This is a genomic window from Pseudorhodoplanes sp. (assembly GCF_050250235.1).
GTDB lineage: Bacteria > Pseudomonadota > Alphaproteobacteria > Rhizobiales > Xanthobacteraceae > Pseudorhodoplanes.
In genome coordinates this window covers 57,410-80,621 of sequence record NZ_JBFWPA010000019.1, presented here as the reverse complement: position 1 = coordinate 80,621, position 23,212 = coordinate 57,410, and the positions used below count along the sequence as shown (strand labels likewise).

The 23,212-nt window shown below is 65.0% G+C and carries 22 protein-coding genes, 1 pseudogene and 1 riboswitch; of the genes and pseudogenes, 9 read left to right on the top strand and 14 right to left on the bottom strand.

The features are described from left to right. Window positions 1–223 (top strand): annotated as a pseudogene (locus tag AB7F49_RS11450) (isopenicillin N synthase family oxygenase); the annotation flags it as partial. Between the two features lie 88 nt (window positions 224–311). On the opposite strand, the gene AB7F49_RS11445 reads toward AB7F49_RS11450, so the two are convergent. From AB7F49_RS11445 to AB7F49_RS11415, 7 genes are all read right to left on the bottom strand, one after another. Then, a complete protein-coding gene (locus AB7F49_RS11445) occupies window positions 312–533 on the bottom strand; it encodes a hypothetical protein (RefSeq protein WP_428522381.1) in 222 nt (73 codons plus the stop codon). A gap of 23 nt (window positions 534–556) precedes the next feature. Beyond that, window positions 557–1,735, bottom strand: a complete 1,179-nt coding sequence (locus tag AB7F49_RS11440) for a cytochrome P450 (RefSeq protein WP_428522379.1) — start codon at window positions 1,733–1,735, stop codon at window positions 557–559. A gap of 129 nt (window positions 1,736–1,864) precedes the next feature. After that, entirely contained in the window at window positions 1,865–3,283 is a 1,419-nt protein-coding gene (locus AB7F49_RS11435) for a hypothetical protein (protein WP_428522377.1), read from the bottom strand. Window positions 3,284–3,303: 20 nt separating this feature from the next. Beyond that, window positions 3,304–4,863 carry a glutamine-hydrolyzing GMP synthase gene (guaA, locus tag AB7F49_RS11430; RefSeq protein ID WP_428522375.1) on the bottom strand — a complete coding sequence of 520 codons (1,560 nt, stop codon included), beginning with the start codon at window positions 4,861–4,863 and terminating at the stop codon, window positions 3,304–3,306. A gap of 102 nt (window positions 4,864–4,965) precedes the next feature. Continuing rightward, window positions 4,966–6,267 carry an RsmB/NOP family class I SAM-dependent RNA methyltransferase gene (locus AB7F49_RS11425; RefSeq protein ID WP_428522373.1) on the bottom strand — a complete coding sequence of 434 codons (1,302 nt, stop codon included), beginning with the start codon at window positions 6,265–6,267 and terminating at the stop codon, window positions 4,966–4,968. An 18-nt stretch (window positions 6,268–6,285) separates the two neighbouring features. Further along, window positions 6,286–6,711, bottom strand: a complete 426-nt coding sequence (locus AB7F49_RS11420; RefSeq protein WP_428522371.1) for an MAPEG family protein — start codon at window positions 6,709–6,711, stop codon at window positions 6,286–6,288. Then, window positions 6,712–7,737, bottom strand: coding sequence for an NADP-dependent oxidoreductase (locus AB7F49_RS11415; protein WP_428522369.1), 1,026 nt, complete (start codon window positions 7,735–7,737; stop codon window positions 6,712–6,714). It lies immediately after the preceding gene. Between the two features lie 112 nt (window positions 7,738–7,849). Here AB7F49_RS11415 and AB7F49_RS11410 point away from each other — a divergent pair, with 112 nt between their 5' ends. Beyond that, window positions 7,850–8,227 (top strand): DUF4870 family protein, encoded by a 378-nt coding sequence (locus AB7F49_RS11410; RefSeq protein ID WP_428522367.1) that lies wholly within the window; start codon window positions 7,850–7,852, stop codon window positions 8,225–8,227. Window positions 8,228–8,292: 65 nt separating this feature from the next. Here AB7F49_RS11410 and guaB read toward each other — a convergent pair whose 3' ends face one another. Then, window positions 8,293–9,774 (bottom strand): IMP dehydrogenase, encoded by a 1,482-nt coding sequence (gene guaB, locus AB7F49_RS11405; RefSeq protein ID WP_428522365.1) that lies wholly within the window; start codon window positions 9,772–9,774, stop codon window positions 8,293–8,295. 257 nt (window positions 9,775–10,031) lie between these two features. Between guaB and AB7F49_RS11400 the strand changes: the two genes are divergently transcribed. Next, window positions 10,032–11,186, top strand: coding sequence for a caspase family protein (locus AB7F49_RS11400; RefSeq protein ID WP_428522363.1), 1,155 nt, complete (start codon window positions 10,032–10,034; stop codon window positions 11,184–11,186). A gap of 73 nt (window positions 11,187–11,259) precedes the next feature. Here AB7F49_RS11400 and AB7F49_RS11395 read toward each other — a convergent pair whose 3' ends face one another. Beyond that, on the bottom strand, window positions 11,260–11,514 hold the full coding sequence (locus AB7F49_RS11395; protein ID WP_428522361.1) for a hypothetical protein: 255 nt from the start codon (window positions 11,512–11,514) through the stop codon (window positions 11,260–11,262). A gap of 140 nt (window positions 11,515–11,654) precedes the next feature. Here AB7F49_RS11395 and AB7F49_RS11390 point away from each other — a divergent pair, with 140 nt between their 5' ends. Then, window positions 11,655–13,112, top strand: a complete 1,458-nt coding sequence (locus AB7F49_RS11390) for a DHA2 family efflux MFS transporter permease subunit (protein WP_428522359.1) — start codon at window positions 11,655–11,657, stop codon at window positions 13,110–13,112. A 152-nt stretch (window positions 13,113–13,264) separates the two neighbouring features. Here the strand turns inward: AB7F49_RS11390 and AB7F49_RS11385 are convergent, their stop codons facing one another. Next, window positions 13,265–13,621, bottom strand: a complete 357-nt coding sequence (locus AB7F49_RS11385; protein ID WP_428522357.1) for an HU family DNA-binding protein — start codon at window positions 13,619–13,621, stop codon at window positions 13,265–13,267. A 275-nt stretch (window positions 13,622–13,896) separates the two neighbouring features. Here AB7F49_RS11385 and AB7F49_RS11380 point away from each other — a divergent pair, with 275 nt between their 5' ends. Beyond that, the gene (locus tag AB7F49_RS11380; protein ID WP_428522355.1) at window positions 13,897–14,427 is read left to right on the top strand and encodes a hypothetical protein; all 531 of its coding nucleotides are present in this window, start codon (window positions 13,897–13,899) and stop codon (window positions 14,425–14,427) included. Window positions 14,428–14,434: 7 nt separating this feature from the next. On the opposite strand, the gene AB7F49_RS11375 is transcribed toward AB7F49_RS11380, so the two are convergent. Continuing rightward, complete coding sequence (locus tag AB7F49_RS11375; RefSeq protein WP_428522353.1) at window positions 14,435–15,145, bottom strand: RlmE family RNA methyltransferase; 711 nt, start codon at window positions 15,143–15,145, stop codon at window positions 14,435–14,437. Next, window positions 15,142–16,203 carry a Ppx/GppA phosphatase family protein gene (locus tag AB7F49_RS11370; protein ID WP_428522385.1) on the bottom strand — a complete coding sequence of 354 codons (1,062 nt, stop codon included), beginning with the start codon at window positions 16,201–16,203 and terminating at the stop codon, window positions 15,142–15,144. The genes AB7F49_RS11375 and AB7F49_RS11370 overlap by 4 nt, the downstream gene beginning before the upstream one ends. Before the next feature lie 376 nt (window positions 16,204–16,579). Here AB7F49_RS11370 and AB7F49_RS11365 point away from each other — a divergent pair, with 376 nt between their 5' ends. From AB7F49_RS11365 to AB7F49_RS11350, 4 genes are all read left to right on the top strand, one after another. Then, window positions 16,580–18,949 carry a xanthine dehydrogenase family protein molybdopterin-binding subunit gene (locus AB7F49_RS11365; protein WP_428522351.1) on the top strand — a complete coding sequence of 790 codons (2,370 nt, stop codon included), beginning with the start codon at window positions 16,580–16,582 and terminating at the stop codon, window positions 18,947–18,949. Window positions 18,950–18,994: 45 nt separating this feature from the next. After that, a riboswitch (SAM riboswitch) is annotated at window positions 18,995–19,073 on the top strand. 44 nt (window positions 19,074–19,117) lie between these two features. Continuing rightward, the gene (locus tag AB7F49_RS11360; RefSeq protein WP_428522349.1) at window positions 19,118–20,332 is read left to right on the top strand and encodes an O-succinylhomoserine sulfhydrylase; all 1,215 of its coding nucleotides are present in this window, start codon (window positions 19,118–19,120) and stop codon (window positions 20,330–20,332) included. 18 nt (window positions 20,333–20,350) lie between these two features. After that, complete coding sequence (locus tag AB7F49_RS11355; RefSeq protein ID WP_428522347.1) at window positions 20,351–21,094, top strand: DUF4239 domain-containing protein; 744 nt, start codon at window positions 20,351–20,353, stop codon at window positions 21,092–21,094. Window positions 21,095–21,139: 45 nt separating this feature from the next. Further along, the gene (locus AB7F49_RS11350; protein ID WP_428522345.1) at window positions 21,140–21,370 is read left to right on the top strand and encodes a hypothetical protein; all 231 of its coding nucleotides are present in this window, start codon (window positions 21,140–21,142) and stop codon (window positions 21,368–21,370) included. Between the two features lie 101 nt (window positions 21,371–21,471). Here AB7F49_RS11350 and AB7F49_RS11345 read toward each other — a convergent pair whose 3' ends face one another. Continuing rightward, entirely contained in the window at window positions 21,472–22,152 is a 681-nt protein-coding gene (locus AB7F49_RS11345) for a GDSL-type esterase/lipase family protein (protein ID WP_428522343.1), read from the bottom strand. 227 nt (window positions 22,153–22,379) lie between these two features. Next, on the bottom strand, window positions 22,380–23,198 hold the full coding sequence (locus tag AB7F49_RS11340) for a hypothetical protein (protein WP_428522341.1): 819 nt from the start codon (window positions 23,196–23,198) through the stop codon (window positions 22,380–22,382). Window positions 23,199–23,212: the final 14 nt, after the last annotated feature.

The following is a 23,212-nucleotide window of genomic DNA, read 5'->3' as shown; positions in this document are numbered from 1 at the left end:
TGACATGCTGAAGCGCTGGAGCGATGACCAGTTGCAGTCGACGCTGCATCGCGTGCGCATGCCGTACGCGCACGAATATCTCGGCCCACGCTATTCGCTGCCGTTCTTCTGCCAGGCCAACATGAATGCGAACATCCAGGGGCCGCAGAAGAAATACGACCCGATCACCGCGCACGACTATCTGCAACAGCGGATCGCGGCGAATTTCGCGGCGATGGGATAGCAAGCGGCAGGGACGCGAAGCACGCCCCGGGCCTTCGCGTCCCTCGCCGATCAGCCTTTCTGGCCGCTTCGTCCGGAGATGCCGCGGCTTACGCTGCTCTTGTCTTCACGGCGACAACGGTGGCCGCGATCGTACCAAGCAGAAGCGCCAGGAGCGGGCCCATGATGAAGATGGCGCCCATCGCGCCGCCGCCGTCGCGGTCGAGCAGCCCAAAATAATTGGTGGCGACGATATACCAGACGATCGGGACCGCCTCGCCGACGATCAGGCCGGAGAGGAACGCAAGGAGGATTTTGAGGAAGCGGGGCATGGAACGCGTTCGATCTGTCGGGGTCAGTGGTCGGGTCGGTCGAACGTCACCGGAAGCCTCGCAAGGCCGCGGAAGGCCCAGCCGCCGAAACGCACGTCCTCCTCGCTGGCCAGACGCAGGTTTCGCAGCCGGGAAAATATTGTCGGCAGCGCAACGTCGGCGATCATCGCGCGCGACGCCCATGCTCCGGCGCAGAAATGCGGTCCCGCACCGAAGGCGATGCTTTTTGAGGTGTCGCGCTGGATGTCGAATCTCTCCGCGCGCTCGAAATGCTTCTCGTCGCGATTGGCCGATCCGTACAGAAAGAAGATGCGGTCATCGACGTCGAGCGCAATGTCGCGCACCGCGTGCGGCTTCGCAATCCGGCGCGGCGACATGCCGATGGGCGAAATCCAGCGCGCATATTCCTCGAAGGCCTGCATCCAGGAGACCTCGCCTGCCCTGACCAGCGCCAATTGATCCGGATGCGTCAGCAGCGCCCACACCGTCCCTGCGATTGCGTCGCGGGGCTCGTTCTGCCCGCCGCTGATCGCAAGCTTGATATTGGCCCGCACGCTGTCCATCGGCAGGCCCGCCTGCAGCATCACGCTGAGCAGGCTCAGGTCCGGCATTTTGGTGACGACGGGCAGCATGTCGTCGATCGCAGCGTCGATCCCCGCGGTGGCGGCATGGCAGCGCGCCTCGATGTTCGGCTCTCCGGCGTAGTTTGCAATGCCGTCGATCATGGCTTGTGACCACGCGTCCATGTCCTGGTAGCGCATGCTGGTCAGACCGGTGATCGATTTCAGGCATTCGGCCGAGAATGGCATGGCGAAGTCCGTGCAGAAATCGACCTCACGATGGCGCTCAAGCGCGCCGAGAATGCGGTCGGCATGCGCCTGGAATTGCGCAGTCCAGTGCGCCTTGACGGTTTTCGGAGACACCGAGGGAAAGATCGCCTTGCGCTCGGCCATATGCGCATCGCCATCCTTGCGCATCATGTTCTGGCCCATCAGCCTGTTCATCAATCCTTGGGGCTGATGCGAGCTGAACACCTCGATATTCTTCTCGCACACGAAGATGTCGTCGCGCGCCGCGAACACGGTGCCGCCGAGCTGCGGCACGAAGGCGATCGGAGCATCTCTGCGCAATTGCGCCAGCGCCGGATACGGATCGCGCCAGAACGCGGCCATGTCGATTTCGAAATGCGGGGCGGTGCTCATGGCAATCGCAATGCGTCCGCAGGCTCATGTGGGTTCAACGGCCCGGGCAGCTTCGACGCCCGGTCTCGCGTCATGTCATACATCAAACGGCGCAGCTTGACGATGCGCGTCAGCGCCCGGCCTGCCACCTCAGGCCGGCGGACATTGCGCATCGACCTTGCCGAGGCTGGCGCTGCCGGGCTCGCTCGCAAACTGCATCACCTTGTCGAAAAACGAAACCGCGATGGTAGCGTTCGCGGTTCTGACCGCCGCCATGAAACGGTCTAGCGTCTTCGCGTCCGCGCGCGTCGTCACATCGATCGTTTCCAGGCTCCGGCCGCGCGCGCCGTGCACCCGCGCAAAGTGCGGCATTTTCTGAAAGCGGAACGAGAACTCACCCGCAGGTCTGCCGTCGACCGACAATTTCAGCGGCACGGACGGCGCATAGCTAGCCGTGTCGTCAAACGCCTCGGATGTGTAGATGCGCGCATAACGCTGCTTCGTCTTCACCGAGCAGCCATAGACGATGGCGAACCGGCCGTTCGCGTCGACTTGCGAGGCCTCGACGAAGCTGTCCGCCGCCCCTGCTCCGCGGGTGGCGACCATCCAGCCACCCTTCGTCGGCGATGCCGGGCCGGGCGATACGGCGGCAAGCTTCGGCCCCGGCTTCTGAACCGGCGCTTGCGGCGGCTGCGCCGTCGCGCCCATGCAGCGCTCGATCTGCGCGTCCACGTCGGAAATGCGCGTGTCTTTCAGCCGCTCGATCACGGCCTTGTCGGGCGTTGGCGCACTGGCGTATCGACGCACGACCTGCAGCGCGCGGTCGCGTTTCGCTTCCGCATCGGCAACGGTCCGGCGCATCTTCGCCAATTCGGCGCTGGACACCCCGTTGCTCGGTCCCATGGCGAGCAGCAGCTTTCCCACCTTGACGGACTGCTCATGAGACGCGGCCATGACGGCCGCCGCTGCCTTGCATTGGACCGGTGTCGGCTGTCCCGCCACAGGCGCGGCGGCCGGCTTCGCCGCTGGCGCGGAAGGCGCCGGACCGGGCGCCGCCGCGAGAGCGGGTCCTCCGCTCTTTCCCAAAAGCCGATCCGCCATCACGCGCCCTTCGCGATAATCTTTCGCGGTCCGAAGCGATATCGAGGGCCGGCAGGATACCTGCTGGATCGCGTCGAGCACCGAGCCCGGCTTGGGCGTTGTTTTCGCGCTGACCGCGGCGTTGGGCGGCACCTGGGTCAAAAAACCGTCGATCCCATAGGCTTCAAGCCTCGTGACCTGCTGCGTATTGGCGCGGCAATCAACAATCGCACGCGCCGCGACCGCAATGACCTTTCCTTTCGCCTCCTTCGTGTAGCCCCATCGCCAGATTGCGAATGGCGTGGCCGACGGCTCCGCGGGCCCGACGACAAAATAGACATTGTCCTTGCTCTGGGCGGCAAAGCGCAGCGGACCGGCGGCGCGCTGCGCCTCCTGGGCGGCCGCGTCACCCACACAGGCCGCGAACAGCGCGATCCCCGGAATGATCGCAAGCAAGCCTCGACGGCGGCGCAGGCCCCGGTTCACCATTTCGCCCCCTTCGTGTCAGATCACTCCCACTCAATCGTGCCTGGCGGCTTCGACGTCACATCATAGACCACGCGGTTGACGCCCTTCACCTCATTGATGATCCGTGTGGCGACATGTCCCAGGAACTTCATGTCGAAGGGATAGAAGTCCGCCGTCATGCCGTCGGTCGACGTCACCGCGCGCAGGCCCACCACAAAGTCATAGGTGCGGCCGTCGCCCATCACGCCGACCGTCTTCACCGGCAGGATCACCGCGAAGGCCTGCCAGATATCGTCGTAGAGGCCGTGGCGGCGGATTTCCTCGATGTAGATTTCATCGGCGAAGCGCAGGATATCCAGCTTCTCGCGGGTGATCACACCGGGGCAGCGGATCGCAAGCCCCGGCCCCGGAAACGGATGGCGGCCGACGAACACGTCCGGCAGACCAAGCTCGCCGCCCAATGCGCGAACCTCGTCCTTGAACAATTCGCGCAGCGGCTCGACGAGCTTCATGTTCATGCGCTCGGGTAGCCCGCCGACATTGTGGTGCGACTTGATGGTGACCGACGGTCCGCCGGTGAACGACACGCTCTCGATCACGTCCGGATAGAGGGTGCCCTGTGCGAGAAAGTCTGCGCCGCCGAGCTTCTTCGCCTCCGCATCGAACACGTCGATGAACAATCTGCCGATGATCTTGCGCTTGGTTTCGGGATCGTCGACGCCTTCGAGCTCGGTCAGGAACGTGTCTTCGGCTTCGACATGGATCAGCGGGATATTGTAGGCGCCGCGGAACAGCGCCACGACCTTCTCCGCTTCACCCAGTCGCAGCAGCCCGTGGTCGACGAACACGCAGGTGAGCTGGTCGCCGATCGCCTCATGGATCAGTACGGCGGCCACCGCGGAATCGACGCCGCCCGACAGCCCGCAGATCACCCTGCCCTTGCCGACCTGCCGGCGGATCTTCTCGATCGCCTCGTCCTTGAAGGCGCGCATGGTCCAGTCGCCGGTGAATCCCGCGATCTTGCGCACGAAATTTCGCAGGATCGCTGCGCCATGCGGCGTGTGCATCACTTCGAGATGGAATTGCGCGCCGTAGAACTTGCGCTTGTCGTCGGCGATGACTGCAATCGGTGCATTCGGCGAGGTTGCCACGGTGCGGAAGCCTGCGGGCGGCACGGTGACGCGATCGCCATGGCTCATCCACACCGGATAGCTCTGCCCTTTTTCCCACACGCCCTCGAACAGCGGCGTATCGTCCGTGACCGTGATCTCGGCGCGGCCGAATTCCCGGTGATGCCCGCCCTCGACCTTGCCGCCGAGCTGCTGCGCCATGGCCTGCTCGCCGTAGCAGATGCCGAGCACCGGCACGCCGGCGTCGTAGATTGCGGGCGGCGCGAGCGGCGCGCCCTTTTCGTGCACCGAGGCCGGGCCGCCGGACAGGATCACCGCCTTCGGCTTCATCGCGCGGAAGGCTTCCTCGGCCTTCTGGAACGGCACGATCTCGGAATAGACGCCCTCCTCGCGCACCCGCCTCGCAATGAGCTGGGTGACCTGCGAGCCGAAATCGACGATGAGGAGCTTGTCGTGCTGGGGTGCGTGCATGGCGGGTTCTAAAGCATGATTCCGAAAAGTGGAACCCGGTTTTCGGATGAAATCATGCGCGACCTCGTGACGAATCGTGAGTCTGTCGAGCCGCAGATCGGGTCATCCGTCGCGCCGCAACAGGCAGACAAAGAACCCGTCGGTCCCGGTCCGGCGCGGAGTCATCAAAATCCCCTGCTCCGAGATAAGCGCGGTCCGCAGGAACAGATAACCGCGATCACCCAAAGCGGACGCGACCTGCTCCGGCTTTTCCACGTAAAATTCAGGATGGCGTACCAGAAATTCGCGAATTTGCGCCCCGTTTTCCTCGTCCAGCACCGAGCAGGTGACATAGGCGATGCGACCGCCCGGCTTGAGCAACGGCACCGCCCGGTCGAGCGCGACGACCTGATCCCTAAGGCGTATTTCGAGCGCACCCGGCCGCAGCCGCCATTTGGCGTCCGGATTGCGCCGCCAAGAGCCGGTGCCGGTGCAAGGAGCGTCGATCAGGACGAGGTCGATCTTGCCGAACAAGTCGTCGAGAATTTCAACGGTGCCGCGTGGGGTGCGCACCTGCACATTGCGGATTCCGGCGCGCTCCAGCCGCGCATGAATCGGCGCGAGGCGGCGCTTGTCGGAATCTGTCGCATAAAGCTGGCCGGAATTCTCCATCATCGCCGCCAGCGCCAGCGTCTTGCCACCCGCCCCCGCGCACAGGTCGACGACCTGTTCGCCGGGCCTGGCGCCGGACAAAAGAGCAGCAAGCTGAGAGCCTTCGTCCTGGATTTCGACATGGCCCTTGATGAAGGCCGGGTCGGACTGGATCGCCGGGCTTTTAGCGTCCGGCGCGACACGGATGCGCAGACCGACGGGCGACCAGCTGGTGTCTTCGGCGTTGTACTCGCCGAGTTCTGCGGACGCTCTCTCGCGGTCGGACTTGATCAGGTTGACCCGCAGATCGAGCGGCGCGCGGGAGGCGAGCGCCGCGCCCTCCTCCGTTCGGGCCTCGCCGAACATGGTGGCGAAGCTGGCATCCAGCCAGTCCGGATAATCGCCCGCGATGTGCGGTGGCGCGTCAGCCAGACTGGCGGCGGCGAGCCGCGCGGTTTCGTCTTCCGTCAGCGGCGTGGGCGCGAACCGCGATCCGTCGAACAGTCGCCCGATCGCATCGACGTGGAGATCGCGTTCCAGACGCAGCATGCCGAGCAACACAGCCCGCGGCGTGCTCTCGCCCATCACGTAAGCGGCGGAGGCGCGGCGGCGCAGCGCGTCATAAACGAGGCCTGCAATCGCGGCGCGGTCGCCGGATCCGGCAAAGCGATGCATCTGGCCCCATTCCTTGAGAGCGTCGGCGGCGGGCCTGCGCTTGATCTCGATATCGGCCAGCACCTCGATGGCGCCGGAAATCCGCGCGGCAGCGATCATGTCAGATGCACCACGCCGTCACATCCACGACAGCGTGAGAATTCGCACGATATAGATGATCCACATGATCACCAGCACGACGACGCCGACGCCGAAGAACGCGCCGCGCATCGGCACGTGATTGGTGGTCAGGAACACACCCGCCTGCAGGACACGCATGGCGACGAAAATCCAGGCCATGATCACGAACAGCAGATCGGCCTGCTTGGTGACCAGCGCGAGGATGGTGAGCACATAGAACAGCACCGGGATCTCGAACTGGTTGAGATAGGCATTGTGCGCAATGATCGCGTCTTTCGGCCAGTTCGGCTCGCGCATCGCAATGTCCTGCCAGCGCGTGCCTTCCGCGAACGCCATCCTGCGCCGGACGGCGAGATGCAGGCCGAGTGCGATCGTCAGCAGCACCTGAACGAACAGCGGCAGCAAGATCATTTGCACAGACATCTATTCGCTCCGCTCTGCCACACGCACCAGAAGCTTGCCGAAATTCTCGCCGCGCAACAGCCCGATCAGGGCGCGCGGCGCTTTCTCGAAGCCGTCGACGATATCCTCGCGGTATTTGACCCGGCCTTCCCTCACCCATTGCCCCATGTCGCGCAGGAAGTCGCCATGAAGCGCGGCGAAGTCAGTAACGAGAAGGCCCTGCACGCGGAGCCGCTTGGTCAGGATCATCCGCCAGACCGCGGGCAGCTTGTCCGGCCCCGGTGGCGGCGCGGTGTCGTTGTAATGGGCGATGGTGCCGCAGATCGGAATGCGTGCGAAACTGTTCAGGAGCGGCAGCACGGCGTCGAGCACGGCGCCCGCGACATTCTCGAAATAGATGTCGATCCCGTCCGGACAGGCGGCGGCGAGGCGCGCCGGGAGATCGGGTGCGCGATGGTCGAGGCATTCGTCGAAGCCCAGCACATCCTTCACGTAACGGCATTTGTCCGCGCCGCCGGCGATGCCCACCGCGCGAAGGCCCTTGATCTTCGCAATCTGCCCGACCACCGAACCGACCGCGCCGGATGCGGCGGCGACCACCAGTGTCTCGCCCGCTTTCGGCTTGCCGACGTCGAGCAACCCCGCATAGGCGGTCATCCCCGGCATGCCGAGCACGCCCACGGCGGTCGAAATCGGCGCCAGCGTGGGATCAACCTTGCGCAAGGACGCACCGTCCGACACCGCATGGGTCTGCCAGCCGGTACGACCGAGCACGATATCGCCTTGCGCGAAGGCCGCATGGTTCGAAACCACGACCTCACTGACGGTTCCGCCTTCCATCACCGCGCCGATCGCAACCGGCGCGGCATAGGATTTCGCCGCGCTCATGCGCCCGCGCATATACGGATCGAGCGACAGATAGAGCGTGCGGAGCAGCACCTCGCCAGCACGGGGTTCGGGAACTGCAAAATCCTCGAGCCGCAGATCCGCTTCCTTCGGCTCACCGACGGGACGCGAAGCGAGAACGAAACGGCGCGCCTTTTCCATCACTATCCACCGGTTTGACCGCGTGCTGATACAGCAAACCGGACCGCTCCGATAGACAGTCCGTTCCGCTGCCATTACCCTTTGCCGAGACGCGCCGTCGCCAGGGAACCCCATGTCACACCAGCAACCGGTCCATCAGCCGGACCCGCAGCCGGTCCAGTCATCGGAAGAGCGCAACTGGACCATCGCCGTGTGGCTGCTCTATCTCGGCACGTATATCACCGCGATCTCGGCGATTGCCGGCCTGGTGATCGCCTATATGAAGCGCCGCCAGTTTGCCGGGACGCCGTACGAGTCACACATGATCTCGGCGATCCGCACCTTCTGGATCAGCATCGTGATCGGCATTGTCGGCCTTGTGCTTACGCTGCTCGGAATCGGGGTGCTGCTTCTGTTCGCGCTGGCGGTCTGGCAGATTTTCCGGTGCGTGCGCGGGCTGGTGCGCGCGATCAACAACGAGCCGATCGAGAATCCGGAGGGGTGGCTGTGAGCGCCGCTGGCTCATCCTTTCTCTGAAGAGAGAGACAAGAACGACCGTGCGTGCTGCCGCGATGTTCAGGCCCTTCCCGGATAATTCGGACTTTCGCGCGTAATCGTCACGTCGTGTACATGACTCTCGCGCAGGCCGGCACTGGTGATCTTCACGAAGGTCGCCTTGTTGTGGAACTCCTCGACATTGGCGGCGCCGACATAGCCCATCGCGGCGCGAAGCCCGCCGGCAAGCTGATGGAGCACCGTCGAGGTCGCACCCTTGTAGGGCACCTGGCCTTCGACCCCTTCCGGCACGAGCTTGAGCGCGTCCTTGATGTCCTGCTGAAAATAGCGGTCGGCCGAGCCGCGCGCCATCGCTCCCACCGAACCCATGCCGCGATAGGTCTTGTACGAACGGCCCTGATACAGAAACACCTCGCCCGGTGTTTCATCGGTGCCGGCCAGCAGTGATCCCACCATCGCGCAATCGGCACCGGCCGCAATCGCCTTGGCGAGGTCGCCCGAATACTTGATACCGCCATCGGCGATCACCGGCGTGCCGGTCTGCCTCGCCGCCTGCACCGCATCCATGATGGCGGTGAGCTGCGGCACGCCGACGCCCGCCACGATGCGGGTGGTGCAGATCGAGCCCGGACCGATGCCGACCTTGATCGAGTCGGCGCCATGGTCGATCAGCGCCTTGGCGCCGTCCGCTGTCGCCACATTGCCGGCCACCACCTGCACCTTGTTGGACTGCCGCTTGATGCGTTTCACCGCCTCCAGCACGTGCCGCGAATGGCCGTGCGCGGTATCGACCACGACCAGATCGACACCCGCCGCGATCAGCCGCTCGGTGCGGTCGAAGCCCTTGTCACCGACCGTGGTCGCGGCGGCGACGCGCAGCCGCCCCTGCTCGTCCTTGCAGGCGTTCGGATTGGCGACCGCCTTCTCGATATCCTTCACCGTGATCAGGCCAACGCAGCGATAATTCTCGTCGACCACCAGCAATTTCTCGATCCGGTATTGGTGCAGCAGCCGCTTGGCCTCTTCCTGGCCGACGCTCTCGCGCACCGTGACCAGACGATCCTTGGTCATCAGGTCCGACACCTTCTGGGACGGATCGGTGGCGAAGCGCACGTCGCGGTTGGTGAGAATGCCTACGAGCTTGCCGGCTTTGCCGTTCCCTGCGCCCTCCACCACCGGAATGCCGGAAATGCCGTTCTCCTTCATCAACGCGAAGGCTTCGGCGAGCGTGGCGTCGGGCGCGATCGTCAGCGGATTGACCACCATGCCGGATTCGAACTTCTTGACCTGGCGCACCTGCGCGGCCTGCTCGTCCGGCTCCATGTTGCGGTGGATCACGCCGATGCCACCGGCCTGCGCCATGGCGATCGCCATCCGCGCCTCGGTGACGGTATCCATGGCCGAGGCCACGATCGGGATGTTCAGGGAAATATCGCGGGTGATGCGCGACCGGATATCGACCTCCGAGGGCAGGAAGTCGGAGAGACCCGGCTGCAGCAGCACGTCGTCGAAAGTCAGCGCCTCGCGCGGGGCGCCGTTCATGCCGCTTGATGAGGGGTTTGCCATTGCCATACCTAGCGACGGATTCGGGCTCCCGCAAGGCGATCCGAGAAGCCTGGAATCTGAAGGTTGGCACCGGCGGATAGCACGGCCGCGGGCTCCCGTCACGATCGAGCCGCCGCCATCCCGCGCAATATTTCCGTCGCCGGACATGACGCAATGTGTCACGGGCGACGGCTGGCGCTTTCCCGTGACCGGCGCTTCCATTACCCTGCCGCGGCAACCACCGGAAATCCTCCGTGCGCCGACACATTCTCGCACTTGCCACCCTTCTGCTGTGCTGCGCACCGCACCATGACGCACTCGCCGCCAAGCGCATCGCGCTGGTGATCGGCAACAATGCCTATAGCGAGGTGCCGAAGCTCGAAAAGGCGGTCGGCGACGCGCAGGCGATTTCGGCGACTCTGCAGGGACTGGGCTTCGACGTGATTGCCGTTCTCGACGCCAACCGCTCGCGCATGGCGCGCGCGCTGGTGGATCTCGAGACCCGCGTCTCGCCGGGCGACACCGTGCTGTTCTTTTTCGCCGGCCATGGTGTGGCGCTCGACGGCGGCAATTACCTGATGCCGGTCGACGTACCGGATGTGACCGAAGGCCAGCGCAACCTGCTGCGCACCGAGGGCTTCCTTGCGGACGACATTTCGGAACGGCTGCGCGAGCGCGGCGCCGCCACCACGGTGATGATCCTCGATGCCTGCCGCAACAACCCGTTCAAGGCGGGTCCCGGCCGTTCGATCGGGCAATCGCGCGGACTGTCGCGCATGGATGCGCGGCGCGGGATGTTCGTGATGTTCTCGGCCGGCGCCGGACAGGAGGCGCTCGACCGGCTGGGCGACAGCGACACCCATCCGAATTCGGTGTTCACGCGGCTGTTCATCGACCTCGTGAAGCGGCCCGACCTCGACCTGATCGACGTCGCCAAGGAATTGCAGATCGAGGTGCCGAAGCTTGCCGCGAGCGTGGGGCATGAGCAATTGCCGGCCTATTACGACCAGATTCCGGGGCGCATCTTCCTCGCACGCACCGATCGTTCGTCACCGCCTCCGATACCCCCGCGTCCTCAGCGTGTGCAGCCGTCCTCGCCTCCCCCCGCGGCCGTGGCGCCACCGGCAGCGCCAAGTCCGCCGCCGGTCGCGGCCTTGCCGCGCGAGACCTACCGCGTGCTGGGCAACGTCTCGCAGGGCATTCACAACATGCGAAGCGGACCAGGCACCAATTTCCCGCTGGTGGTGTCGATCCCCGCCGGGTCGACGGGTCTTGTCATCGGCCGATGCCGCCCGCCGCAGGATGGACGCTCCGCGCATCGCTGGTGCGAGGTGACCTGGCGCGGCCACCGGGGCTGGACCTCGTCGTGCTGCGTCGTCAGCCAGCAGACCGGCTCGTTTCCACGCTGACTGTTTTCGCGCTGAGTATCACCGTTGCGGCTCGCGGGCTTGGGACCGCGAACCGCATTGAGGATTAGGCAGCCTACGGCCGCCAGTTCGGCGGCGGGCCATGCTTCTCGACCGCTTCGACCAGTTCGCGATGCTTGCGGTCCTCGCGCCGCATGTAGATCGCAATCATGGCGTGCGCGGGCGCAAGCAGCCAGAAGAACGGCGTCAGCGTCAGCACGCCGATCACCAGGAACACTACGCACAGCAGCGCGTTGAAGACCGCTGCGAGCACCTGCCCGTTGAGCAACAGCGCCAGCGGCGGCAGAAAGAACGCCAGAACATAGATCATTTTCCAGTGCCCTCCCGGCCGAACACGCGCGGCCTTCGCAGACATTCCATGTAGGAATGGCAGACCCGAGCGCAAGACCAACACGCCGGCCAGAACCCGAAATGCTACAACGATCGCAACACCGTCCCGCCGGACCTTCCATGCAGCATCATCCACGCCTCGTGCCACTGATCGTGGCGTGCGCCCTGTTCATGGAGAATCTCGACTCCACGGTGATCGCCACCTCGCTGCCGGCGATCGCAGCCGATATCGGCGCCAACCCGCTCGCGCTGAAGCTCGCGGTCACGTCGTATCTGCTCTCGCTCGCGGTGTTCATTCCGGCGAGCGGCTGGACCGCCGACCGCTTCGGCGCGCGGCGCGTGTTCGCCGCCGCGATCTTCGTGTTCATGCTGGGTTCGATCGGCTGCGCGTGGGCGAGTTCACTGGAAGGCTTCGTCGCGGCCCGCATCGTGCAGGGCATGGGCGGCGCCATGATGACGCCGGTCGGCCGCCTTGTTCTGGTGCGCACGATCGAGAAGCGCGACCTCGTCAGCGCCATGGCCTGGGTGACGATCCCGGCGCTGATCGGTCCGGTAGTCGGGCCACCGGTCGGCGGTTTCATCACCACCTATGCCTCGTGGCACTGGATATTCCTGATCAACATCCCGATTGGCATGGTCGGCATCATCCTGGTGCTGCTCTATATCGATCCGGTTCCGGCCGAACATCAGGAGCCTTTCGACGGCACCGGCATGCTGCTCGCCGGGCTGGGCGTCGCGGGTCTCGCCTTCGGCCTGTCGGTCGCAGGCCTCGACATTCTGCCATGGCCGGTCATTGTCGCACTGGTCGCGGGTGGCGCCATCGCGATGACGGCATATCTCGTGCACGCGAAAAAGGTGCCGGCACCTATTCTGGATTTTTCGCTGCTGCGTTACGCAACCTTCCGGGCGAGCGTTGTCGGCGGCTTTCTGTTCCGTCTCGGGATCGGTGCGCTGCCGTTCCTCCTGCCGCTGATGCTGCAGACCGGGTTCGGCATGACACCCTTCCAGTCCGGGCTCGTGACCTTTGCGGGCGCGATCGGGGCGATCGGCATGAAGACGGTGGCCGCGCGCACCATCTCGCACTTCGGGTTCAAACGCGTGCTGGTTGCCAATGCGCTCATCAGCGCAGCCCTGATCGCGGCGATCGCGATTTTCCGTCCCGGCATGCCGGTCTCGGTGCTGATCGCGATCCTGCTGGTCGGCGGATTCTTCCGCGCGCTGGAATTCACCGCCGTCAACACCATCGCCTATGCCGAGGTCGATCAGCGCCGCATGAGCCGTGCCACCGCTCTCGTCTCGGTCGGCCAGCAATTGTCGATTTCGGCCGGCGTCGCGGTCGGCGCGCTGATGGTGGAAATGTCGCTGCGCTACCGGGGCGCCGCCGAATTCACCGCGGCGGATTTCACGCCGGCGTTTCTCGTGGTCGCGGCGATCTCGGCGGCGTCGGTGTTCTGGTTCTACCGTCTGCCTTCCGATGCCGGCGCGGAAATGTCCGGACGCACCGCAATCGAGACCGAGCCGGTCAAGGACGCCGAGCCGATCGCAGCGGCCGAAACCTCCGACCGGCGCCTCGGCTAGGCAACGTTCGGCGTCGTTCCGCCAAACAGAACATTCGCGAAACAGAAAATGCCCCGCTGGTCCCCGCACAAGCGGGGACCCGGAGCATCGTCAGTTCTGGAGGCTGTATGCTCCGATTTCCGCTTGCGCGGAAATCGCGGCGAGAAAGCCGGTCAGACCGCTTCCTTCAGCTCCTTGGCCGGACGGAAGGCGACCTTCTTCGAGGCCTTGATCTTGATTGCCTCGCCGGTCGCGGGATTGCGGCCCATGCGCGCGGCGCGCTTGCGAACCTGAAGGATGCCGAGGCCCGCGATGCGGATGCGCTCGCCCTTCTTCAGGTGCTTGGTGATCAGCGCGACGAGGTCGTTCAGCATCGCCTCGCCCTGCTTCTTGGTCATCTGATGCTCTTCGGCGAGCGTCGCCGCCAGATGCTTCAGGGTGACCTTGTTCGGCGTAGCGGCCTTCGGCGCCGCCGTCTTCTTCGCTGCCGGCTTTGCTGCAGCCGCTTTTGCCTTTGGTTTTGCCGCCATGGAAAATGCCCTCTTCGGTGCGCGGTGTGCGCAAGAGTCCCGATTAGGAGATTCGCGGTGGCTTGCGAAGGGAAAGCGCACGCTCCGGCGCGAAAAATGTCGATAAATCGGGCCTCCCGAAGCTCTGACGGTGGAAAAGCGCTGAAAACAGGCGCGTTCGCTGCTTTCGCCCGCCGCAAGCGCCCCCTTGCAGGCCGCGGTCGCGCCATCCGGGCCGCTAGGATTTTCGTCCGCAAACCGGTAGTCTTTCGGCGAATGTCCAAGGATCGAGAGTGATGAAATTCGGCGTCGTCCTCCTTCTCGCTTCGACCGCAGCGGCGATGGCGCAGTCGGGTTGCCCGGTCTGCGAGACATCCGTGAAGCTGCGGGATGCACTCCGCAAGATCGAGATCGGCGACCCCGCACAGCGCCCGCAAGGCGAGGCGCTCGGTCGCGAGAGCATCGCGCTTGTCACCGCGTTCCGCGACAACCCGCCGCCGCCCAGGCAGGGGCGCAGGGCCTTCGAAGCATTGATCACGCTCGGCGCCTATGCCGCGCCCTTTCTGACGTCCAGCGAGTACGAGCGGGCGCTTGCCGCGATCACCACAAGGGATCCGGAATACCGCAAGCGCTATCAGGCGATGGTGCGCAAGGGCATGCGTGGCCGGGACCGGCGCGCCACCTGCCAGGTGCGCTATCTGCAGACCAATGTCTCGGTCGCCGAATGCAAGCTGCAGGAGGCGGCCAAGGGTACGAGCGAGGAGACCGCCGGCAGGCTCTGCGACACGAGCTATTCGCTTGAACAATGTCTGGCGAAGAAAAAGTAGCGGAGCGTCAGGCTTCGCTTGCGCGACCGCGAAAACCCGTCGCCAGCACATAAAGCTCAGCCGAATCCTGGCGGCTCGCGGCCGGCTTCACATGCTTCACGCTGGCGAAATCGCGCTTGAGCATGGCGAGCAGTTCGCCCTCGGTACCGCCCTGAATTACCTTGGCGAGAAAGGCGCCGCCGGGCTTCAGCACCTCCGCGGCGAACGCAGCCGCCGCCTCCACCAGAGCCACGATCTTCAGATGATCGGTCTTGCGATGACCGGTGGCATTCGCGGCCATGTCGGACAGAACCACGTCGGCCGCGCCGCCGAGCTTGTCCTTCAGAATGTCGGGCGCCGCCGGGTCGAGGAAATCCAGATGCAGGATATCAACTCCCGGAATTGCGTCCATTTCCAGAATGTCGATCGCGACCACGCGGCCCTTGTCCCGTCCTTTGCCCTCGGCTGCGCGCACGCGTTGCGCTGCGAGCTGGCTCCAGCCGCCGGGAGCAGCGCCGAGATCGACCACGCGGGCGCCGGGTTTGAAGAGTTTCGCCTTGTCATCGATTTCGGCGAGCTTGTAGACCGCGCGTGCGCGATAGCCTTCGCGCCTGGCGCGCGCCACATAGGGATCGTTGAGCTGCCGCTCGAGCCAGAGCTTGGAGGAGAGCGAACGGTTCCTGCCGGTCTTGACGCGGGTCTTGAGTTCGCGTCCGCCGCTGCCTTTCGAGGCTTTCACGAAGCGCCCGCCTCGCGCCACACGCCATCGGCACGCATCATCTGTACCAGCATGCCCTCGCGCAGCCCGCGATCGGCGACGCGCAGCCGGCCGCTTGGAAAGGCGCGTCGGATTGCCTCCAGGATGGCGCAGCCGGCAAGGACGAGGTCGGCGCGCTCGGCGCCGATGCAGGCATTGCAGACGCGCTCGTCATAGGACATCGCGAGCAGGCGCTGCATCACCTCGGTCACTTCCTCGTCCATCATCCAGCAGCCATCGACTCTGCGCCGGTCGTAGCGCCGCAACCCGAGATGAACGCCTGCGATGGTGGTGACGGTGCCCGAAGTCCCGAGCAGGTGGGTGGTGGGCCGATGGGCCGCGTGGTCGCGTGCGAATGACGCGATATGGGAGGCGGCTTCGGCAACCATGGTCTCGAAAATTTCCGGCGTCACCGTGATGCCGCCATGGCGTTCGGCGAGCGTCACGACACCGACCGGAAGGGAGGTCCAGCCCTGCATCGCCGGTTCCGGTGGGCCCCGCCGGGCAGATTTCGGCCGGCCGAGACGCGCGATTTCCGAAGAGCCGCCGCCGATGTCAAACAGGATCGCGCCCTCGGCCTCGGGGTCGACCAGCGGCGTGCAGCCGGTCGCCGCCAGCATCGCCTCGGTCTCGCGATCGACGATTTCAAGTACGATGCCGACTTCGCTGCGCACGCGGTCCAGAAACTCCGCGCCGTTTTCGGCCAGCCGGCAGGCCTCGGTCGCAATCAGCCGCGTGCGGGTGACGCCCCGATTGCGCATCTTGTCGCGGCAGATGCCGAGCACCTCGATGGCGCGGCCGATTGCGGGCTCGCCGAGCCGTCCGGACGCCGTGATTCCCTCGCCCAGCCGGATGATCCGGGAAAACGCATCGATCACCCGGAACCCGTCATGGGTCGCCCGCGCCACCAGCAACCGGCAATTGTTGGTGCCGAGATCGAGCGCAGCATAGGTCGGGCCGTAGAGATCGGTGCCCCATGCGGACGGGTCGGACCGCGCCTCGCGGCGCCCTGGATCATACGGCGCAGATTCGTCCTGCACCCTGTGCTGGGGCGAGCCTCGACCCCCCTGAAAGCGGGACCGCGGCGCGGAATCGACCGGCGCTCGGTCACGCGCGGGGCCGAGGCCGGTCGCCCGAACCTCGTCGCTCATCAAACTCGTCCTGCCGCACGCCCTCCCGGGTTCCGCGGCGTTGTGTCCAAAGATCGGGCAAAGTCTAGCGTGCTTTGCGTTCCGGAGGAAACCGTTCCTGCCGACAGGTTTTTCCCATGATGAACGGGGTGTCCTGAGCTGGGTGTCCTGAACGGGGGTGTCCTGCGGCTTCCGGGAGACTGCAATGCCGCTGCCCATCCTTGCCCGGCCCGGTTCCCACCGCTATTTCGGGAGATGCCGCCCTCAAACCGAGCAATCCCCCCGCATGAACATCCGCGAAGATCTTTCCAAGAGCGACGACTGGGCGGTAGCGAAGTTCGGAGTCGGGCAACCGGTGCTGCGAACCGAGGACCCGACGCTGGTGCAGGGCCAGGGGCATTATTCCGATGACATCGCGCTTCCCGGGCAAGCCTATGCGGTGATGGTGCGCTCACCCCATGCGCATGGCGTCATCAAGGGCATCGAGATTGCCGAAGCCGCCGCGATGCCCGGTGTGCTTGGCGTCTATACGGCGAACGACCTCGACGGCTACGGCACCTTCAAATGCATCGTGCCGTTCAAGAACCGCGACGGCTCGGAGATGAAAAAGCCGCAGCGCTTCACGCTCGCATCCGACAAGGTGCGCTATGTCGGCGATCCGGTGGCATTCGTGGTCGCCGAAACCGCTTCACAAGCCCGCGACGCGGCCGAAGCGGTCGTGCTCGACATCGAGCCCCTGCCCGCCGTGACGCTTGCAAGCGAGGCCGCCGCACCCGGCGCACCGCAGCTCTATGACGAGGCGCCTGGCAACGTCTCGCTCGATTATCACTACGGCGACACCGAGAAAGTCGCGGCCGCCTTTGAACAGGCCGCGCACGTGACGAAGCTGTCGCTGCGCAACACGCGGCTCGTGGTGGCGGCGATGGAGCCGCGCGCAGCGGTCGCCGAATACGATCCGAAGAGCGAGCGCTTCACTCTGCACGCGCAGAGCCAGGGCGCGTTCGGCATGAAGGGCCAGATTGTCGATCTCCTGGGCGTGAAACCCGAAAAGGTGCGCCTGCTGACCGGCAATGTCGGCGGCTCGTTTGGCATGAAGGGGCAGGCCTACTCGGAATATGTCTGCATCCTGCATGCGGCGAAGATGCTTGGGCGTCCGGTGAAATGGACCGATGACCGCTCGGGCGCTTTCGTCTCCGACTCGCATGGGCGCGATCACGAGGTGACGGCGGAGCTTGCGCTCGACCGGGACGGGCATTTCCTTGCGGTGCGGCTGACGAGCTTCGCCAATATGGGCGCGTTCCTCGCCATGGTGGCGCCGCTGCCCGGCACCATGAACGCGGTGAAGAACACGCCGAGCGTCTACCGCACGCCGCTGCTCGAAGTGTCGACCAAGTGCATGTTCACCAACACGACCCAGGTCTCGGCCTATCGCGGCGCCGGCCGTCCCGAAGGCAATTACTATATGGAGCGGCTGATCGACGCCGCCGCGCAGGAGATGGGGATCGACCGCCTCGAATTGCGGCGCCGCAATCACATCGCGCCGGCGCAAATCCCGTTCGCGGCTTCGTCCGGCATGAACTACGACTCAGGCGATTTCCGCGCCTTGTTTGACGAGGCGCTCGCGGTTTCGGATATCGAAGGCTTCGCCGCGCGCAAACGCGAGAGCCAAGCACGCGGCAAACTGCGCGGGCTCGGCATCGGCTCTTTTCTGGAAGTGACGGCGCCTCCCGGCAAGGAAATGGGCGGCATTCGCTTCGAAGAGAATGGCGATGTCACCATCATCACCGGCACGCTGGATTACGGCCAGGGCCACGCCGCGCCCTATGCGCAGGTGCTGTCGCGCGCGCTCGGCATCCCGTTCGAACGCATCCGTCTGGTTCAGGGCGACAGCGATCAGCTGATCGCCGGCGGCGGCACCGGCGGCTCACGCTCCATCACCGCGAGCGGGGCCGCGATTCTGGAAGCGTCCGAAAAGGTGATCGAGAACGGCAAGGCGATCGCCTCGCATGTTCTTGAAGCGGCACCCGCCGATATCGAATTCAACGATGGACGCTTCGTGATCGCCGGAACCGACCGCGCCATCGGCGTGATGGAGCTTGCCGAGACGCTCCGCGCCGGGCTGAAGCTGCCGGACGGCACACCCGCGACACTGGACGCCAGCATCGTCGCCGAAGGCGTTCCGTCGAGCTTTCCCAATGGCTGCCACGCCGCCGAGGTCGAAATCGATCCGGAGACCGGCGAAGTCGAGATCGTTCGCTATTCCTCGGTCAACGATTTCGGCACCATCGTCAATCCGCTGCTGGTCCAGGGCCAGGTGCATGGCGGCGTGATCCAGGGGCTTGGCCAGGCGCTGATGGAGAACGCGGTCTACGACGAGGACGGACAATTGCTCACCGGCTCGTTTCAGGATTACGCGATGCCGCGCGCGCATCAGTTTCCCGATATCGGCTTTGTCAGCCATCCGGTGCCCGCGACGACGAATCCGCTCGGCACCAAAGGCTGCGGCGAAGCCGGCTGCGCCGGTGCGCTGGTCTGCGTGATGAACGCGATTGTGGACGCGTTGTCGGTCTATGGCATCCGCCATATCGACATGCCCGCTTCCCCCGCACGGGTATGGGCGGCGATTGAAGCAGCGAAGAAGGCGCGGGCGGCGTAGCGCGCACGCACGCTTGACGCGCCCTCGTCTCCCATCGTAAGACCAAATCCGATCCGTGGTCATTTGAGCCGGCCGGCTTGCAGCCACGTTAAACAAATTGCTAAAAGGCCGGGGACACATGTGCCCGGCCCGGATTTCGGCCGGGATTTTTTGTGTCTGGAGCCAGCTATGTCGTCGGATTCAAAGTCATCGGACTCAAAGTCACCGCAGCGCCAATTCCGTCCCGAGACGCGCCTTGTGCATCATGGAATCCTGCGCTCGCAATTCGCGGAAACCTCGGAGGCGCTGTTTCTCACGCAGGGCTACGTTTACGAGAACGCCGCGCAGGCCGAGGCGCGCTTCAAGGGCGAGAGCCCGGGCTTTCAATATTCCCGCTTCGCCAATCCGACCGTACGCATGTTCGAGACCCGCATGGCGGATTTCGAGGGCGCAGAAGATGGACGTGCGACCGCGACGGGCATGGCGGCGGTGACGCTCGCGCTGATGGGCCAGGTCAAGGCCGGCGATCACATCGTATCGTCGCGCGCGCTGTTCGGCTCGTGTCTCTATGTGGTCGAGGAATTGCTGCCGCGCTTCGGCGTGACCTCCACGCTGGTCGACGGCACCGATCTCAGTCAATGGAAGAATGCGGTACGGCCCAACACCAAGACCTTCTTCATGGAGACTCCGGCCAATCCGACGCTGGAAGTCGTCGATATCGCGGCCGTTGCGAAGATCGCGCATGACGCGGGCGCGACGCTCACCGTCGACAACGTGTTCTCGACCCCGCTGTGGCAGAGCCCGCTGACGCTCGGCGCGGATTGCGTGGTGTATTCCACGACCAAGCATATCGACGGCCAGGGCCGCTGCCTCGGCGGCATCGTGCTGGGTTCTGCGAAATTCATCCAGGACAACATCCACAACCTGCACCGCCAGACCGGACCCTCGATGTCGCCGTTCAACGCATGGGTGATGCTGAAAGGTCTGGAGACCCTGCCGCTGCGCGTGCGCCAGCAGACCGACTCGGCCGGCAAGGTCGCCGACGCGCTGGCGGCGCATCCGAAGATTTCACGACTGATCTATCCCGGCCGCGCCGACCATCCGCAGGCCGATGTCATCAAGCGCCAGATGAAGGGCGGCTCGAACCTCGTCGCTTTCGAGGTCAAGGGCGGCAAGACGGCCGCCTTCGCGGTGCAGGACGCATTGCAGGTCGTGCGCATCTCCAACAATCTCGGCGACGCCAAGAGCCTGATCACGCACCCGGCGACGACGACGCACCAGCGCATCACCGCACAGGCGCGCGCCGACCTCGGCATTACGGATGGGTTCTTGCGATTGTCGGTCGGGCTGGAACATGCCGACGACATCATCGAGGATCTGTCGATCGCGCTCGAGAAGGCATGAGCCGAGCGGGAGATTGTCATGAGTTCGATCGCGCTGTCGCTACTCGCGCTCGGATGCATCCTCGCCGGCATTCTGCTCGGTGGGCTCCTTCCGGGAGACAAGCTCAGCAGCGAGGCGAAGGAGGTTATTCGGCTGTCGACCGGCCTGATCGGAACCATCGCCGCGCTGGTCCTCGGCCTTCTGATCGCGTCAGCAAAGAGTTCATACGATACGCAAAGCGGTCAGATCCGCCAGCTCACCGCGAACATCGTGCTGCTCGACCTCCTCCTTTCGCAATACGGCCCCGAGGCCGCCGATGCGCGGCAGGCGTTGCGGAAAAACACTAACCTCATGGCCAGCCAGATCTGGAATCCGTCGGCGCGAGCTGCCGGCCGGCCGTTCAAGGTCAACGCGGAGGGGCTTGAACTCTATCAAAGAACCCAGGCACTCCAACCGGTCACCGAAGGACAGCGCAACCTTCAGACCCGCGCGGTCCAGTTGATCACGGAAACTGCGCAGGCCCGCCTCCTTCTCTTCACACAAGCTCAGGAACCGATCCCGATGCCGTTTCTCGCGATCCTGATCTTCTGGCTGACCATGATTTTCGCGAGCTTCAGCCTGTTCGCGCGGCCAGGGCCGCTGGTGATCGGCACGCTTGCGCTGTTCGCGCTCTCTGCAACGGGCGCGATCTACCTGATTCTGGAGTTGGGGCAGCCTTTCACCGGCCTGTTGAAGATTCCGAACGCCCCGATGGCACACGCGCTGGAGGCGTTGCCGCGCTAAATTCGTGGGGAAGCGTCCGCAAGACGCGTTGGAACGGAATCGGCCATGAGGCGTTTGGCGGTCGCGCAGGAGCATGTCATGACACATCCGAAAGACCCGCAGCCGAAAGAGCCCCGTCCGCTGTCGGAGAACCGCGATCACCTGAGGACCGAGGACGAGATGCAGCGCGAGACCCTCGGCCCGCGCGGCGTACCGGGCGAGCCTGATCCGGCGCGGATGACGCCGCAGCAGAAAAAGAACATGCCGCTCGATCCGGATGACGGCCACACGGCGTAGGTCCGCGTCCGGTCACCGCATTGTCGTCTGCTTCAGCCGGGCCGCTTCAGTCGGCATCGGTCTGAATGCAATATCGCATGGCGCCGCGGCGCCACCCAATATCACGACCGCGGTGCCGGCCTCTTCGCTGCCGCTTTCTTCGCAGCCTTTTTCGCCGCCGGTCGTTTCACCGCCTGCGCCCTCGACACGCCCAGCGCACCCTGCACCACCGGCATGAGCCGCTGCGCCACCACGGCGTGACCTTCCGCGGACATGTGGAGGCGGTCCGGGCCGGTATGCCTGGGTGAATAGCAGGTGCTGCCCGGCACGAAGCGCGCGCCATATTGCGCTGCCAGTTTGCGGCCGACCGCGTCCCATTCCGGAAAGAAGAAGCCGCAGAGCACCGCCGGAACGCGGCGCGCCCGCAATTGCGAGAGAATGCCCTGCATCCTGGCGATGATCACATCGCGGGGCGTTCCGCGGATGAGATCGTTGTAGCCGCCCTGAACGATCACAAGGCGCGTGCCCGCCGGTACGCTGGAATCGAGACGGCTGAGCATCCCACCGAAGGTGTCGCCCGAAACGCCGGCATTTGCGATGCGCGCGTTGTAGCCCCGCCGCTGCAGCATCGCGTTGAGCTGGGACGGAAAGGCGGCGCCCTGCCCGACGCCCCAGCCCGCGGTGTTGCTGTCACCGAGCGCGACGACCAGCGGCTGCGATAACGCAGCGCCGACGCCCAGGACGCAGAGCAGAAGCGCGCCAGCTAGGCGCTCCAAAAAGCCGGATAACAGTCGCGCGGTCATACGCAACACATCCTATCGATCACGAGAATCCACAAAGATGAACGGCGGATTTAACGCGCCGGCACCGCGAAATATCCGACCACTGCTGCATCCGCAGACGGCACGCAATATTAGTGGTTTCGCACACCCGCCACAACACGCCGTGCCGACATGTGCACCGGACCGCAGCCGCCCCTTGCCATGACCATCATCAGGCTCGGTCCGGAACCTGATGCTTGGTCAGAAGCCTAACCCTTGGTCAGAAAGAAGGTCAGCGCCCCGGCGCCGCTCCTGCACGGCGCGACGCCGACGAAGAATGGGAACCTGGCGTTCGGATCGCTGGCCTTCGGGATGGTCAGACACATCCCGTCAGACGATCGCACGACGGCGTCTTGAGTCGTGTTGGCCGCGGTGGTCCACCGCGGCAGGTCGGGCCGGCAGACATCGACAATCAGTTGCGGCGGTTTGGACATGCCAGGAGCCTCGACCGCGAGGCAGAGGTCGGGACGCTTCGCGATGCCAAGGCTGCCGTCGCCGCGGCGGACGAAGATGTGGTCGGCCGGCAGGCGGCAATTGTGCAGAACCAGCGCGGAGCCCGGCTCGAGCTTGCCCTCGGCCCCGATACAGGCGCTGCTGGCGCCCGGCAGATTGGGGAACAGGCTCAATCCGTCCGGCTGAGCCGCGGTTACGGCCCTCGCCTTTTCCGGCGAGAGATCGCGCGCGCAGATGGTCGCGTTGGCACCGGTCCAGCACGCGCCTTTGCGGGTGACGACTCCGAGCGGAGCCTGAGCATGAGTCGATTCCGGATGTTCGTTCCAACTCGCCTCTGCGACGCCGCGCCCGGTGACGTTCACATAGGCGAAATAGTCGTCGCCGCTGATCTGGAACCCGCCGCCGCCGGTCGGGCGGAACTGACAGATGCCCCTGATATAGGTCGTGCCGCGAACCGTCAGTTCGCAGTCGACAGGCCGGCTTTCGGCGGCGAACGGTGTGTTCGCATGACCAAGCATGGCTGCGGCGATTGCCAAGGCTGCGATGACCCGGCGCTTTTGGAAAGCGACTTTCATGGACGCTCGCTCCA

Excerpts from the sequence above, each read along its gene's own strand:
- AB7F49_RS11365 (WP_428522351.1), top strand. The coding sequence starts at position 16,580 with ATGAACATCCGCGAAGATCTTTCCAAGAGCGACGACTGGGCGGTAGCG.
- AB7F49_RS11380 (WP_428522355.1), top strand. The coding sequence starts at position 13,897 with ATGAAATTCGGCGTCGTCCTCCTTCTCGCTTCGACCGCAGCGGCGATG.
- AB7F49_RS11420 (WP_428522371.1), bottom strand. The coding sequence starts at position 6,711 with ATGTCTGTGCAAATGATCTTGCTGCCGCTGTTCGTTCAGGTGCTGCTG.
- AB7F49_RS11435 (WP_428522377.1), bottom strand. The coding sequence starts at position 3,283 with ATGGTGAACCGGGGCCTGCGCCGCCGTCGAGGCTTGCTTGCGATCATT.
- AB7F49_RS11345 (WP_428522343.1), bottom strand. The coding sequence starts at position 22,152 with ATGACCGCGCGACTGTTATCCGGCTTTTTGGAGCGCCTAGCTGGCGCG.
- AB7F49_RS11390 (WP_428522359.1), top strand. The coding sequence starts at position 11,655 with ATGCAGCATCATCCACGCCTCGTGCCACTGATCGTGGCGTGCGCCCTG.
- AB7F49_RS11445 (WP_428522381.1), bottom strand. The coding sequence starts at position 533 with ATGCCCCGCTTCCTCAAAATCCTCCTTGCGTTCCTCTCCGGCCTGATC.
- AB7F49_RS11410 (WP_428522367.1), top strand. The coding sequence starts at position 7,850 with ATGTCACACCAGCAACCGGTCCATCAGCCGGACCCGCAGCCGGTCCAG.
- guaA (WP_428522375.1), bottom strand. The coding sequence starts at position 4,863 with ATGCACGCACCCCAGCACGACAAGCTCCTCATCGTCGATTTCGGCTCG.
- AB7F49_RS11395 (WP_428522361.1), bottom strand. The coding sequence starts at position 11,514 with ATGATCTATGTTCTGGCGTTCTTTCTGCCGCCGCTGGCGCTGTTGCTC.
- AB7F49_RS11425 (WP_428522373.1), bottom strand. The coding sequence starts at position 6,267 with ATGATCGCTGCCGCGCGGATTTCCGGCGCCATCGAGGTGCTGGCCGAT.
- AB7F49_RS11360 (WP_428522349.1), top strand. The coding sequence starts at position 19,118 with ATGTCGTCGGATTCAAAGTCATCGGACTCAAAGTCACCGCAGCGCCAA.
- guaB (WP_428522365.1), bottom strand. The coding sequence starts at position 9,774 with ATGAACGGCGCCCCGCGCGAGGCGCTGACTTTCGACGACGTGCTGCTG.
- AB7F49_RS11350 (WP_428522345.1), top strand. The coding sequence starts at position 21,140 with ATGAGGCGTTTGGCGGTCGCGCAGGAGCATGTCATGACACATCCGAAA.
- AB7F49_RS11440 (WP_428522379.1), bottom strand. The coding sequence starts at position 1,735 with ATGAGCACCGCCCCGCATTTCGAAATCGACATGGCCGCGTTCTGGCGC.
- AB7F49_RS11355 (WP_428522347.1), top strand. The coding sequence starts at position 20,351 with ATGAGTTCGATCGCGCTGTCGCTACTCGCGCTCGGATGCATCCTCGCC.
- AB7F49_RS11385 (WP_428522357.1), bottom strand. The coding sequence starts at position 13,621 with ATGGCGGCAAAACCAAAGGCAAAAGCGGCTGCAGCAAAGCCGGCAGCG.
- AB7F49_RS11415 (WP_428522369.1), bottom strand. The coding sequence starts at position 7,737 with ATGGAAAAGGCGCGCCGTTTCGTTCTCGCTTCGCGTCCCGTCGGTGAG.
- AB7F49_RS11340 (WP_428522341.1), bottom strand. The coding sequence starts at position 23,198 with ATGAAAGTCGCTTTCCAAAAGCGCCGGGTCATCGCAGCCTTGGCAATC.